General features: G+C 33.8%; 15 protein-coding genes. 12 read left to right on the forward strand and 3 right to left on the reverse strand.

Going from position 1 to position 12,976, the window contains the following annotated elements; translation table 11 throughout:
• Positions 1–12 precede the first annotated feature (12 nt).
• The 8 genes from BLT84_RS12515 to BLT84_RS12550 all read left to right on the forward strand — a co-directional run bounded on the left by BLT84_RS12515 (position 13) and on the right by BLT84_RS12550 (position 7,382).
• The gene (locus BLT84_RS12515) at positions 13–471 is read left to right on the forward strand and encodes a 3-hydroxyacyl-ACP dehydratase FabZ family protein (protein WP_034892805.1); all 459 of its coding nucleotides are present in this window, start codon (positions 13–15) and stop codon (positions 469–471) included.
• Positions 468–1,742 carry a beta-ketoacyl-[acyl-carrier-protein] synthase family protein gene (locus tag BLT84_RS12520; protein ID WP_091266279.1) on the forward strand — a complete coding sequence of 425 codons (1,275 nt, stop codon included), beginning with the start codon at positions 468–470 and terminating at the stop codon, positions 1,740–1,742. Before BLT84_RS12515 ends, BLT84_RS12520 begins: the two co-directional genes overlap by 4 nt.
• Before the next feature lie 57 nt (positions 1,743–1,799).
• Positions 1,800–2,054: an acyl carrier protein gene (locus BLT84_RS12525; protein ID WP_091266282.1), complete on the forward strand. Its 255-nt coding sequence runs from the start codon at positions 1,800–1,802 to the stop codon at positions 2,052–2,054.
• Positions 2,051–2,629: a 4'-phosphopantetheinyl transferase superfamily protein gene (locus BLT84_RS12530; RefSeq protein WP_091266285.1), complete on the forward strand. Its 579-nt coding sequence runs from the start codon at positions 2,051–2,053 to the stop codon at positions 2,627–2,629. The genes BLT84_RS12525 and BLT84_RS12530 overlap by 4 nt, the downstream gene beginning before the upstream one ends.
• 82 nt (positions 2,630–2,711) lie before the next feature.
• Positions 2,712–3,434 (forward strand): hypothetical protein, encoded by a 723-nt coding sequence (locus BLT84_RS12535; protein ID WP_091266288.1) that lies wholly within the window; start codon positions 2,712–2,714, stop codon positions 3,432–3,434.
• Between the two features lie 354 nt (positions 3,435–3,788).
• On the forward strand, positions 3,789–5,774 hold the full coding sequence (locus tag BLT84_RS12540) for an aconitate hydratase (protein WP_091266291.1): 1,986 nt from the start codon (positions 3,789–3,791) through the stop codon (positions 5,772–5,774).
• 31 nt (positions 5,775–5,805) lie between these two features.
• Positions 5,806–6,432: an NADPH-dependent F420 reductase gene (locus BLT84_RS12545; RefSeq protein ID WP_034892825.1), complete on the forward strand. Its 627-nt coding sequence runs from the start codon at positions 5,806–5,808 to the stop codon at positions 6,430–6,432.
• Positions 6,433–6,503: 71 nt separating this feature from the next.
• Positions 6,504–7,382 (forward strand): formate/nitrite transporter family protein, encoded by an 879-nt coding sequence (locus tag BLT84_RS12550; protein ID WP_091266295.1) that lies wholly within the window; start codon positions 6,504–6,506, stop codon positions 7,380–7,382.
• A 74-nt stretch (positions 7,383–7,456) separates the two neighbouring features.
• Here BLT84_RS12550 and BLT84_RS12555 read toward each other — a convergent pair whose 3' ends face one another.
• Together BLT84_RS12555 and BLT84_RS12560 are read right to left on the reverse strand one after the other, a co-directional pair.
• Positions 7,457–7,756, reverse strand: coding sequence for an HPF/RaiA family ribosome-associated protein (locus tag BLT84_RS12555; protein WP_034892832.1), 300 nt, complete (start codon positions 7,754–7,756; stop codon positions 7,457–7,459).
• A 227-nt stretch (positions 7,757–7,983) separates the two neighbouring features.
• The gene (locus BLT84_RS12560; protein WP_091266298.1) at positions 7,984–8,928 is read right to left on the reverse strand and encodes a cation diffusion facilitator family transporter; all 945 of its coding nucleotides are present in this window, start codon (positions 8,926–8,928) and stop codon (positions 7,984–7,986) included.
• 260 nt (positions 8,929–9,188) lie between these two features.
• Here BLT84_RS12560 and BLT84_RS12565 point away from each other — a divergent pair, with 260 nt between their 5' ends.
• Complete coding sequence (locus BLT84_RS12565; RefSeq protein WP_091266301.1) at positions 9,189–9,722, forward strand: DUF4251 domain-containing protein; 534 nt, start codon at positions 9,189–9,191, stop codon at positions 9,720–9,722.
• 417 nt (positions 9,723–10,139) lie between these two features.
• Here BLT84_RS12565 and BLT84_RS12570 read toward each other — a convergent pair whose 3' ends face one another.
• Positions 10,140–10,598, reverse strand: coding sequence for a DinB family protein (locus BLT84_RS12570; protein ID WP_091266305.1), 459 nt, complete (start codon positions 10,596–10,598; stop codon positions 10,140–10,142).
• A gap of 296 nt (positions 10,599–10,894) precedes the next feature.
• On the opposite strand from BLT84_RS12570, the gene BLT84_RS12575 reads away from it, so the two are divergent.
• The 3 genes from BLT84_RS12575 (at position 10,895) to BLT84_RS12585 (ending at position 12,958) form a co-directional block, all read left to right on the forward strand.
• Positions 10,895–11,344 carry a TlpA family protein disulfide reductase gene (locus tag BLT84_RS12575; protein WP_091266308.1) on the forward strand — a complete coding sequence of 150 codons (450 nt, stop codon included), beginning with the start codon at positions 10,895–10,897 and terminating at the stop codon, positions 11,342–11,344.
• A gap of 57 nt (positions 11,345–11,401) precedes the next feature.
• Positions 11,402–12,037 (forward strand): thiamine phosphate synthase, encoded by a 636-nt coding sequence (locus tag BLT84_RS12580; protein ID WP_091266311.1) that lies wholly within the window; start codon positions 11,402–11,404, stop codon positions 12,035–12,037.
• Between the two features lie 288 nt (positions 12,038–12,325).
• Entirely contained in the window at positions 12,326–12,958 is a 633-nt protein-coding gene (locus tag BLT84_RS12585; protein ID WP_091266314.1) for an NAD(P)H-dependent oxidoreductase, read from the forward strand.
• Positions 12,959–12,976: the final 18 nt, after the last annotated feature.

The following is a 12,976-nucleotide window of genomic DNA, read 5'->3' on the forward strand; positions in this document are numbered from 1 at the left end:
CAAATTAGAACTGTGCAATCAAAAGACTTACTTAAAAAACTTCCATATACTTCTCCATTTCTCTTTGTAGATGAGCTCTCCAAGGTAGATGAAAATGGGGCCACAGGAACCTATTGCTTTCCCGAAGATTCATTTTTTTATCAAGGGCATTTTAAGAATAATCCCGTTACACCAGGTGTTATTCTAACAGAATGTATGGCACAAATTGGTTTGGTATGTTTGGGTATTCATCTATTAGATCCTGAAAATAAGATGCAAGAAGGTCAAGATGCTTCTAATCTTCAAATTGCTATGACTTCTACCAATGTAGAATTTTTTCTTCCAGTTTATCCCGGTGAAAAAGTTACAGTGATCTCTAAAAGAATCTATTTCAGATTTCAGAAATTGAAATGTGAAGTGGAAATGCAAGATTCAGAAGGAAATTTAATTTGCAAAGGAGAAATTGCAGGAATGTTTAAGACTCCTGAATGAGAAAACGTGTTGTAATTACAGGTTTAGGAGTAACAGCACCCAACGGCGTTGGAATCGAAGATTTTGAATTCGCTTTAAGATCTGGTAAAAGCGGTATTGAATTTCATCAAGAATTAAAAGATCTCAATTTCAGTTGTCAGATAGGAGGAAAACCTAAAGTTTCAGAAGAATTGAAATCTCACTATTTTACACCACTTCAATTAAGAGGATTAAATAGCAGTGGGATTGTTTACGGAGTTATTGCAGGCACAGATGCCTGGAAAGATGCAGGCTTACCTATTTCTGAAGATAATGAACCAGATTGGGATACAGGGATCATCTTTGGAACCGGAATTTTGGGAGTAGATAAATTTAGAGAAGCCATACATCTTATAGACGAAGGTAAAACTCGAAGACTTGGTAGTACCAGTGTATTACAAACCATGGCGAGTGGAATTAGTGCTTATTTAGGTGGCATTTTTGGATGCGGAAATCAAGTAACCACCAATTCTTCAGCGTGTACTACCGGAACTGAAGCTTTGCTCATGGGATTTGAAAGAATCAAGAATGGCCACGCTAAAAGAATGTTGATAGGAAGCTGTAGCGATCATGGGCCTTATGTTTGGGGCGGATTTGATGCTATGAGAATACTTCCGGGGAATTATAACGACGAGCCTTCCAAAGCTTCACGACCGTTAAGTGCTTCAGCTTCAGGATTTGTTCCCGGAAGTGGGGCAGGAGCAATGATGTTAGAAGAGCTAGATTCGGCATTAGAACGAGGAGCTAATATCTATGCAGAAGTTTTGGGAGGGAATGTGAATAGTGGCGGTCAAAGAGGTGGTGGAAGTATGACTGCTGCCAATGATACTGCTGTTCAACGTTGTATAAAGAGTGCTCTCCATGATTCAAGTATCCATGCAAAAGATATAGATCTTATAAATGGCCATCTTACAGCGACCTCCAAGGATAGTGTAGAAATTCAAAATTGGAAATCTGCTTTAGAATTAGAAGGAGTAGATTTTCCTTTTATAAATTCATTAAAAGGCATGACGGGGCATTGTTTAAGTGCTTCAGGCAGTATTGAGTTAGTTTCAAGTATCCTTCAGCTGAAAAAGAATTTTATATTTGGTAATGTAAATTGCGAAGACTTGCATCCAGATATTACACATATGATAAGCACCTCTAAAATACCTTTAACTACAACAGAACAAGAGCTAAACATCATTGCAAAAGCAAGTTTTGGGTTTGGAGATGTAAATGCGGTAGCTATTTTAAAAAAATATAAAAATTGAAAGATAATAATCAAGCTATTGATTGCTAGGCTTGATACCTATTTAAAATGAAAAAGAATGACAGATAAAGAAATTATAGAAAAGATAAAAAAGATCGTAACTCCTTATACTCAGAATAAACCTGCTTTGGAAAACTTCGACGAGAATACCGACTTTATTAACGATCTAAAGATAAACTCTGCCAATTTAGTAGATGTAATTTTAGACGTTGAAGATGAGTATAATATTGAAATAGACAACGACTCCATGAACGAGATGTTGACTGTAAAAGATGCAAAACGAATTATAGAAAGCAAACTGGCCGCTCGTTGATAGGTAATGATATTATAGATTTTACGCTGTTTCTTAAAGAAACCAATTGGAAGCGTCCTAATTTCTTAAATAAGATCTATACTGTAAAGGAGCAAGAACAGATATTAACAGCTCCAGACCCACCAGTTTTAATCGCAATTTTCTGGGCGATGAAGGAAGCAGCTTATAAAGCGCACCATCGAAGATTTAATCTACCACGAAAATATAACCCTATAAACTACTCCTGTACTTTAGATACGTTGGGGACGACTGATACAGTTTTAGGAAGTATTGAAATCTTTAATAATCACTACACTGCTAAAATATTGAGGCGTTCAAAGTTTATTCATTGCACAGCTAAAGCTTTTGATATAAACATACTTCAGAAAATTTATAAGGATGATGTAAATTTAAGATCAGAATTAGTAACTCATTATTCTGATATTCATTATCTTAACAAGGATGAAATTTATATTGAAAAAGACAAGAATTTTATTCCACGAGCTTTTCAATTAGAAAAAGATCTAAAAATATCGTTTTCATTATCGCATCATGGAAGGTATGCTGCGGTTGTACTAGCGTTAACGAACTCCTAAATGCAGGTTAAACAATATTAAATATAGTTGTCTAAAAAGAGTGCATTTGTAAATTGGTATAACTAATTAAAAAAATACATATATGAAGACCGTAGATAAAATGGAAGTGTTGCATAGCCAATCGGCAGAATTTATAGCACAGGGAGAGACCGGAAAATTTTTGAAATTAATACCTGATACTTTTATTATTAAAGGTGATGATTCAGAAGCAGGTCCTAGTCAGGGTTATGCTATTAGGCACTTAAATAGACAAGATATAATTCTTATTGATGTTGTTGAGAAATCTTCTAGCGATGCCGTTAAAAAATTGATTACCGATGGATATAATATTAAAGCTATTCTAATTTCTAATGGTACGATTTTAAAGAATGCACATACAAGTTTAAAAGCTCTTTCTGAGGATGCAGGTGGCGCACCTATTTATACACATCCAAGAAATTCTATTCAAGACGATTTTCATACTAAAGATATTACAGCTAAAAACGAGATCTTTAAGCATTTTGCTTTAAAGATTTTTGATCTACCTGGAGATGGTGGAGGGTCTGTACTGATCTATTCTGAGATCAATGACGGAATGTTATTTACAGGAGAAGATGCCATTGGTTCAAAGTATGATTCTGAAGAAAACACTTTTCACAAACCTAAGCTGAAGAGTAAAAATGACGAATTTGGAATGGCGGAAAGTTGGGGAGCTTTTGATGAAGAATTCACCTATCTCTTTCCATTACACGGTAAACCGGGATTCAATTTAGAGGAAGGAAATCAAACTGATATTTTGAATAAATTAGGTAGAGTAGAAGAATAAAAAATATTATTTTGATGAAGTTAGAGACTATTTCTGAAGTATTTTCTCGTCATTCCCAATTTAACGAGATATTTCTAAGTGAAATATTTATAACTTAGATTCCGCTTGACGAACTGAAGTAACTTTTCGAATAGTCTCATTCTTTATCCAAAATTATAATGCTCGCTTTAGGCGAGCATTTTTTATAGTATCAAATTCCTAAGTACGGCATATAATGCGGTACTTTTTTTATGATCAGGTCACAATATTCGAAACATTTCACGAATAAAGATTTTAAAATAAGTTTATAAGGTATTGTTAAACCTAGCTTTAAACTGAATTATAAATGATATTTTAAATGAAAATATACACTCTATGACTTCATATAATGTTACACAGAAACTTATCAAAGATCATCTATTGCATGGTGAAATGATTGCCGGAAAAGAAATTGGTATTAAAATAGACCAAGCGCTATTACAGGATGCTACCGGTACACTTGTGCAATTAGAGTTGGAAGCTATGGGTTTAAAAAAAGCCCAGACGGAGGTAGCAGTTCAATATGTAGATCATAATCTATTACAAACCGATTTTAAAAATGCAGACGATCACCTGTTCCTCCTCTCTGCAGCCCAAAGATTTGGTTTATGGTATAGTAGGCCGGGTAATGGTGTAAGCCACCCGGTACATATGGAAAGATTCGGTAAACCTGGAAAAACCATGGTAGGTTCAGACAGTCATACCCCCGCAGCAGGATCTCTAGGTATGTTGGCAATAGGAACTGGAGGTTTGGACGTAGCTGCAGCTATAGCCGGACAGCCTTACTTCGTAAAGATGCCTAAGATAATGGGGGTAAAACTTACCGGTAAATTACCAGATTGGGTGAGTGCAAAGGATGTTATTCTAGAGATGCTAAGACGTTATGATGTAAAAGGTGGAGTAGGAAAGGTAATTGAATATTATGGAGATGGATTAAAACATCTAAGCGCTATGGATAGGCATGTTATAGCAAATATGGGAGCAGAGTTGGGTGCCACTACAACCGTTTTTCCTAGTGATGATGAGACAAAAAGATTTTTACGTTCACAAAAAAGAGAAGAAGACTGGATAGAATTAGTTGCAGATGAAGGTTGCACTTACGACTTTGAAGATGAGATTATTCTCGACGATCTTATTCCACTTATAGCGTTGCCAACTAGTCCAGGAAATGTAGTTCCTGTTAGTGAAGTTGCAGGCAAACCAATAAGTCAGGTTGTAATTGGATCTTCAGCCAACCCAGGATTACGAGATTTTTGGATAGCAGGCGCCATTGTGAAAGATAGAAGTATTAATAGTGATGTTTCTTTTGATGTGAATCCAACGTCAAGACAGATCATTCAAAATATGATAGATAATAAAGCTTTTGCAAATCTTATTAAAGCAGGAGCAAGGTTCCATCAATCTGGTTGTATGGGATGTATCGGGATGGGAGAAGCCCCCGCATCAAACACCATCAGTTTAAGAACAATGCCAAGAAATTTCCCTAGTAGATCTGGAACCGAAGATGATATGGTTCATTTGTGTAGCCCTGAAACAGCAGCGGCTTCAGCATTAACAGGAAAAATTACAGATCCTCGAGATCTGGAAAAATTATATAATATGAGCTATCCTCAGTTTATTCATCCGGAAATCGATATAATAAATACCGATATGCTAGTGGCTCCAATGGAAGATGGTACGCATATCGAGCTTAAAAAAGGGCCTAATATAAAAACCTTACCTCATATAGATCCGTTAAAAGATGAGTATAAAGTTCCTGTATTATTAAAGATGGGTGACAATGTTTCTACAGATGAGATCCTTAAGGCAGGAGCAGAAGTGCTGCCTTTTAGAAGTAATCTACCCGAGATTAGTAAATATTCTTTTACCGTTATAGATGATACTTTTTATGATAGAGCACAAAAAGCAAAATCTGAATATGGAGGTCATATTGTAGTTGCAAAAGAAAATTATGCGCAGGGTTCTAGTAGAGAGCATGCTGCACTAGCTCCTAAATATTTAGGCCAAGTAGCTGTTATTGCTCAAAGTTATGCGCGTATAGCTTGGCAAAATTTGGTGAACTTTGGAATTCTCCCATTAGAATTTATCAACATTGAAGACTACGAAAAGATAATGCAAGGAGATATGGTTCAGTTTAAAGATCTTACTGCGGATATCAAAAATAGAAAGAATATACAAGTAAAAGTTCAGAAAAATTCCGGAGAAATTCTAAAGTTTGAAACTAAACATACTTTAAGTGATAGACAAATAGAGGTTCTTTTAAAAGGAGGAATAATTAATGAATTCAAAGAAAAATTAGACGAAAAAAATTTAAGAGCATAAAATAATATTAATAAACTAAAAATTGAAGATTATGAAAATTGGAGTAATAGGAAGTGGAAATATTGGAGGTAATTTAGGCAAACATTGGGCGCAAGCTGGGCATGAAGTTTTGTTTAGTTCAAGGCATCCAGAAGAGCTCAATGATATTGTAAGAGATGCCGGGGGTAATTCAAAAGCCGTAAGCATAGAAAAAGCTTTTGAAGCAAATGCTGATGTTTACCTTTTGGCGGTACCTTTCATGGCTATAGATAGATTATCTGAATTATATGCAGGAGAATATGGTGGTAAGGTAATTATAGATGCTACAAATCCTTATCCGGAAAGAGATGGAGATATGGCTCAAGAAGTAAGAGATTCTAATAGAAATGCGTCGGAATATACCGCTATGAAATTTAATACGGCTAAAACTTCAAAAGCATTTAATACTATTCACGCAGAACATCTTAAAGATAGAGCTTTTAGAAATGTAGATAAACTTGCGGTTCCATATGCAGCTCAAGATCAGGAAAGCAAAGAAACTACAAGAAAATTAATTGAAGACATCGGCTTTGAAGCTGTGTATGTTGGAGATCTTTCGAAGACCAAAATAATGGATCCAGATCAAAAAATTTATGGACAATCTGTTAGTAGGCAGGAATTAGAAAAGATGATATCTTAGCTTAAAATTAGAAATACCATTTACTTAAGGCAATAGCTTAAGAAAGGTAATAGGTAACACCTTAAGTATTTATGAAAGAGGATAAGGAAAAACATCTTGAAGATGTGGAGCAGGAAAAGAAGCAAAAACAAATAGATTCTGAGCTCAAAGAAAATGAAGATAAAAGTGATGAAAGTAAGCCTAGAAAGCATGGTGAGATTCTAAATGAGCAACTAGAAGAAGGCAAAGAAGTTTTTAATAATAGTACAGGTAGTATTTTATTATGTTCTTTCACTGCCGGCTTGGAAATTGGCTTTAGTTATTTACTGATGTGTTCAGTTTTCACGTTCTTTAATGGAAAAGTTGCAGAAGACACTATATTTAAATTATTAACCTTTGTTTATCCTGCAGGTTTTATAATGGTTATTTTAGGTAGATCGTTATTATTTACTGAGCAAACCTCTTTACTAAGCTTACCGGTTTTAAACAAAAAAGAATCTGTTTCAAGTTTATTGAAATTATGGGGACTCGTGATCTTGGGAAATCTTGCAGGTGGTTGGGCTATGGCCGCATTACTTATATGGATAGGACCAGCGTTGGGAATATTCGATCTTATAGCAGTAGAGAAAATTTCTATGCATGTTACATCCTTTTCCCCTCCGGTGATTCTAGTGAGTGCTATTTTAGCCGGATGGTTAATGGGTTTGTTATCTTGGTTGCTGTCCTCAGCTCAAGAAACCGTAAGCAGGATTTTGTTGATTATAATGATAACAGGAATAATGGCTTTTACCAGTTTACATCATAGCATAGTAGGAAATGTTGAAGTATTTGCTGGACTATTAAGTTCCTCAAAGATCTCTTTTTCAGATTATTTAACCTTTGAGAGTCTTTCGCTATTGGGTAATGCTATTGGAGGAGTAGTTTTTGTAGCCTTGCTTAAGTACCGAGCCTTTGTTTATAGTGTAGAATAATCACTATAATTTTTTAATATAAAAAAGCCCTTATAAATTAGTATAAGGGCTTTTCTAAATCTCAACTTGCAATACTAGTGCGTTTGCATTTGAGATTTACGTTTAGCTAATTGCTTTTCTAGATCTCTTATTGTTTCTGCAACTGCAGCTTCGAAAGAGTTTTCATTAGATTCAGCAAAAACCTGAGGGCCAGGCAGGCTTAGTTTAATGTTACATATAAACCCGTTAGGGTCCATTCCATCCTGTTTTTTAATAAAAACTTCTGCGCGAATAACGAAGTTATATTTATTCTCTAATTTATCTAATTTTTCCTGTGTGAATGCTTCTAGACTCTCACTTCTAGTAAGCTGTACAAATTGAAATATTGCTTCCATATATGTTGATTTATTTTTAAAGCAAGAACGTTTATATACTATCCTTAGCCAAGATTTTAAAAGAAAATTATATGTTATTTAAGATATTTTTATAAGTGGATGTGCGTCTATTACTACATCCTCAATATAGTCATATTATTAATGAATAAAGAATAAATTTGCATTTAGTCAATCTTCTTATATTTATTCAAATAGATCATTCCGGGTTATATATAGTTGAGCTTAAACTATAATTCTCCTGCTGTTCTGCCAATGGCTTGTTCTAGATTCAGTTTATTTGTGGTTTGAATAAAAACCTGATTGATCTTAGGATATTTGCCCTTGATTTGTTGTCTCATTGTCTGAATGCTTTTTTCTGCAGTTAGAAGATCAATATCCTCTTTAATGTCTACTTCTATTACTACAAGAATATTGTCTGCTCCTAAGTGCATAGTTTTAGGAAAGTTCCATTTCTTAATATTCTTGTTATTAGAAAGTATACTCTCTATACCTTCTATAACTTCAGGTCTTGCACTTTCTCCTAATAGCAATCCTTTGGTCTCTTTAGCTAAAAAGGTAGCAACCCCTAAAAGTAGAACACCAATTAATAATGACGAGATACCGTCTAGATAGGGGTTATTTAATTGTTGAGATAGAAAAATACCTATTAATGCGATAAATAAACCAATTACAGCAGCAGTATCTTCAATGATCACCGCAAAATTCGCAGGATCTTTACTTTTAATAATATTTTGTAACAATTTTCCCTTGGGATTAGATTTTTTAAAGGTTTTGACTGCAATTATCAATGATGCACCCTCAAATACTATAGCGGCAGCAAGTACCCAATAATTCCAAGTTGGATCCTCAATTACGCTAGGATCTTCAAGTGCATGAATTCCCTCATAGATAGCAAAACCACCTCCAAGCGAAAATATTAAGATGCTCACCACAAAACTCCAGAAATAAATCTCTTTACCATAACCAAATGGGTGTTCGTGATCTGCTGGCTTTTTAGATTTTTTAAGGCCTAATAATAGCAAAAGACCATTACCAGTATCAATTAATGAGTGAATTCCTTCAGCAAGCATAGCAGAACTCCCAGTAAAGAAAGATGCCACAAATTTGCTTATTGCTATTAGCGTGTTGGCAGCAATTGCGCCATATATTGCTAGTTTAGATCCTCCAGCCATATTATTTTTATTGATTATTAGAACGAAATTACAATAATCTACCAGAGTAGATTCTACTCTATACGAACTTTAAATATTATTTGACATTTAAAAAATTCTAGTAAGCTAGAAATGAGTTATTTTAATTATATTATGGAGGGGAGAGGCATGCAACAAGATAATATTTAATATGTTATACCTAAAACCTGTAAGGATGGTGTATAGATCGTTGAAATTGAGGTGTACTTCAAATTAAAATCAATATTATATTTTTAAAAGCTATGAAGAATCAAGCATATCTAAATATTGCGCGTAAGGCATTCGTTTTATCTTTAAATCTGGTATTGTTACTAGTAGTAGTATCTTGTGGAAGTTCTTTCCAGACTAAAGAATCTAAAGAAGCAGAGCTTAAGAAAATTTCAAGAATTATGGAGGGAGGTACTTTTAGTATAGAAAATGAATGGGCGTATCCTTTTAGTGGCAGTAGAATTGATCTTATAGGCAATCCAAACTTTTTCAAAATAGATGGAGACAGCGCAGATGTAAACCTTCCGTATTTTGGAGTTAGACAATTTGGAGGTTTTGGAGACCGCGGCGGAATTATTTTTAATGAACCTATTACAGAAGTAAGTATAGAACAAGGAAAGAATGCCAAAAGTATGGTAATGAAATTCAATGCGAAACAAGGCACTGAAAATCTTCAGTTTTATGTAACTATATTTCCCAATAATAGAACTGATATTTCTGTGAATAGCTCTCAACGAGACATAATTTCATATCAGGGACATATAAGATCTACCCAAAAAGATGAATAATTTATAGAAGGTTGGATTTATTTAGATGTAGGTAATAGAATAAGACAATCACAATATTTTAAATATATAAGATGAAAGATGCTTTTAACACCAATTTTAAATATTCTATTTTACATAATATAAATTATAGTACAAATATGTTTGTGTCTTAAAAACGGCGTATAGCTCTGCTATTTGATATAATATCAGATATCGGCCGTCAGGACTATATCGATAGATATTATGTCAAAGCCATTTTACTGGAATGTTCTTGAATATTTGATAGCTATAATTAAATACTATGTAAAATATCCCAGTATATCAATTACTTAAATTGAATATTCCATACTTGGGTCAAGTAACTTTTAAATAAGAGATTCTCAGCGATTGGCATTGGAACACTTTGTGCTATAATTTCCGTATTTGATTTCTACTTTTCTAGATCGAACCATATTTATTAATTATAGCCATTTGACCTGCATGATACGTTGTGTGTGAAATGATACGTCCGAAGGCTTCTGCTTTATTCTTTTTTCCAAACTCTTTGGTTTCAACTATGGATTCCCAATCTTCATCATTTTGCTTTTCAATAACTTTTTTTAAAGTTTCATATGAGTTGTGAACATAGTTTTTTAATTCTTCAAGATCAGTCCATTCACCTGTATCTTTCTGTGCAATAATTGTCTTGGCAGTGACTCTCACTTCTTTCTCTCCAAACACATTTTTTGAGAAGAGCAATTCTACCTCTCCAATATGCCGTATTAAGAAACCTAAGCTATTATTGCATGGTGGTAAACGCTTTTTTAGATCGCTTTCCAAAATATGTTCTATTTGACTTGAAAATCTAGTTCTTGCTTCTTGCCAAAGTTCTATAAATAATCCAGATTTTGTTTTCATTTCTTTTTTAACCTAAATTACTTGTTGTTCCCAAATTAAGAAATGACAATTATCAATTTATATGCATTAAGCATCCCTATTCGCTTCAAAAAACAGGCCTACATCAAAATTTTAAAGAAACTTTAGTGATGCTTATGGTTTTTAAATAGAACTCAAGTTATATAAAACAGAATTGTTCAAAATAGCTAGTAAAATCGGGTTAAAATAATCTCCATTAAGTCGTGATCATAATCCTATCTAACGAATTTTTAAATTCTTAAATTTGAAAACTATTATAACTGAAGAACGATTTATCAATGAATGATCAAATAGCATCCATAAATGTTTTAGATCTAGATGGCGCTGCTAAAGATCTCATGACCCTCTATAAAAATAAAGCTCAGTTACTTATCATTTATAATAATGATTGTATTGGTTGTACAGGCCGAGCAATTCCCTTGGCATTTGAGTTTCAACAAAATTTTCCAACACTTCAGGTAGCCGGTATCCATTCTAATTTTGTAAACAGAGAGGCAGATAAAGATGCTATTAAGAGTATTTTTACAAGTGGTGAAAATCCATTTCCTATTTATATTGATAAAGATCATAAAGTATTTGATCAATTTAACGCTGAAGGAACACCTCAATGGCTACTTATTTCTAAAGATGGTACTTTGTTTCGCTCTGTATTTGGATCTCAGGAAAATGCAAAGAACAGATTGTTCTATGCCATAGAAAATCTTTTAGAAACAGATAGTCACTTTTAGATAGATACAATTAATACTACCTTTTCAACATTCTAATTTTAGTATAATTTTTCAATCATGATCATACCAAAACTTCATTATAGTTCTCAAGGAAATTCTCCAAAAGAACATCTAGAAAACATTCAAAATGCATGTACTTCTGGTGCAGAATTAGTACAATTAAATTTACGATCTGTTTCTGAAAAGAAATATTTGAAATTTGCTGAAGCTGCGAGAGAAAATACTTCTCATTTCCAAACCCGATTAATTCTTACAGATCATTATAAGTTAGCTAAGACGGTTAAGGCAGATGGTGTTTATAGTATTCCATCTGGGTCCTCCCCTGCTACAATTAGAAAGATCTTGTATAGCTGGCAGAGTATTGGAGCAACAGCACATACGTTGCAGGATTGTGAAACACTAATTAATAGCGAAGTAGATTATATTGGTTTAGGTCCATACGCTGGTGATGATTACGTTGCTGCGGCACTTGGTATTAATGGATACAAAGCTATAACCGATGTTTTAAAGACCAATACGGTAATACTAGCTTATGGTAATATTATGACAGCAGACGTACCAAGTCTATTAAATAGCGGTGCCTCTGGAATAATGCTCTCTACTGAAATTAGCGATAATTTTAATCTTATCAGGAAATATAATCAACTATTGTCAGCTTCTGCTGTTGCAGAGCAAAAACATACTTTTAAGTAAAACAGTATCCAATTTTTAAAATTTTTATATGAAGGATCAATCTGCTGTTAGGTTTTAGCACGTTCAACTACCAACATACCTTACTGATCTCCTTCCAGTAGCAATATAAATTTTCTCCCTTTCTAATCAATTTAACTGGAGTTGAAATGAAACACGTTAAATTTGATTTAAAAAAAAGAATGAACGTTCATTTTTTATTATCTTTGTCTCAGATTTGAACAGATGCTTGATTTGTAAATCATCTAAAGTTCAGAAACTTAAAAACAACAATTTTAAATAATAGATAGCATGGAATTATTAAATAAACTAAACTGGAGATATGCTGCAAAAGCCATGAATGGTGAAAAAGTAGCTGAAGATAAAATTCAAAGAATATTAGAAGCAGCAAGATTGGCTCCTACTTCTAGCGGACTACAACCTTTCGAGATCATGGTAGTAAAAAATCAGGAGATCAAAGAAAAAATTAGACCTATAGCATGGAATCAATCTGTAATTACAGACTGTTCTCATTTATTAGTATTCGCAGCCTGGGATACTTATACCGCAGAAAGAATAAATCATATGTTCGATCTTACCAACGAAATTCGCGGATTTAAGAATGAAGGTTGGGAAAATTACCGCCAGATGCTCTTAGATTCCTATCCTCAAAAAGATGAGGAAGAGAATTTTAATCATGCCTCTAAACAGGCATATATAGCATTTTCTCAAGCAATTATTGCTGCCGCCTTTGAAGGTGTAGATGCAACTCCTGTAGAAGGTTTTGATCCAGCCGCAGTAGATGAGATTTTAAATCTAAGAGAAAAAGGACTTAGAAGTGCGGTGCTTTTACCATTGGGATATAGAAAAGAAGAGGTAGACTGGCTGGTAAATCTAGTTAAAGTTAGAAAATCTATGGATGAACTGGTAACCGTAATCGAATAACATTAAGATTAAGTCCTA

The sequence above is a fragment of the Gillisia sp. Hel1_33_143 genome (genome assembly GCF_900104765.1).
Lineage (GTDB): Bacteria > Bacteroidota > Bacteroidia > Flavobacteriales > Flavobacteriaceae > Gillisia.

Excerpts from the sequence above, each read along its gene's own strand:
- BLT84_RS12520 (WP_091266279.1), top strand. The coding sequence starts at position 468 with ATGAGAAAACGTGTTGTAATTACAGGTTTAGGAGTAACAGCACCCAAC.
- BLT84_RS12525 (WP_091266282.1), top strand. The coding sequence starts at position 1,800 with ATGACAGATAAAGAAATTATAGAAAAGATAAAAAAGATCGTAACTCCT.
- BLT84_RS12535 (WP_091266288.1), top strand. The coding sequence starts at position 2,712 with ATGAAGACCGTAGATAAAATGGAAGTGTTGCATAGCCAATCGGCAGAA.
- BLT84_RS12540 (WP_091266291.1), top strand. The coding sequence starts at position 3,789 with ATGACTTCATATAATGTTACACAGAAACTTATCAAAGATCATCTATTG.
- BLT84_RS12545 (WP_034892825.1), top strand. The coding sequence starts at position 5,806 with ATGAAAATTGGAGTAATAGGAAGTGGAAATATTGGAGGTAATTTAGGC.
- BLT84_RS12550 (WP_091266295.1), top strand. The coding sequence starts at position 6,504 with ATGAAAGAGGATAAGGAAAAACATCTTGAAGATGTGGAGCAGGAAAAG.
- BLT84_RS12555 (WP_034892832.1), bottom strand. The coding sequence starts at position 7,756 with ATGGAAGCAATATTTCAATTTGTACAGCTTACTAGAAGTGAGAGTCTA.
- BLT84_RS12560 (WP_091266298.1), bottom strand. The coding sequence starts at position 8,928 with ATGGCTGGAGGATCTAAACTAGCAATATATGGCGCAATTGCTGCCAAC.
- BLT84_RS12565 (WP_091266301.1), top strand. The coding sequence starts at position 9,189 with ATGAAGAATCAAGCATATCTAAATATTGCGCGTAAGGCATTCGTTTTA.
- BLT84_RS12570 (WP_091266305.1), bottom strand. The coding sequence starts at position 10,598 with ATGAAAACAAAATCTGGATTATTTATAGAACTTTGGCAAGAAGCAAGA.
- BLT84_RS12575 (WP_091266308.1), top strand. The coding sequence starts at position 10,895 with ATGAATGATCAAATAGCATCCATAAATGTTTTAGATCTAGATGGCGCT.
- BLT84_RS12580 (WP_091266311.1), top strand. The coding sequence starts at position 11,402 with ATGATCATACCAAAACTTCATTATAGTTCTCAAGGAAATTCTCCAAAA.
- BLT84_RS12585 (WP_091266314.1), top strand. The coding sequence starts at position 12,326 with ATGGAATTATTAAATAAACTAAACTGGAGATATGCTGCAAAAGCCATG.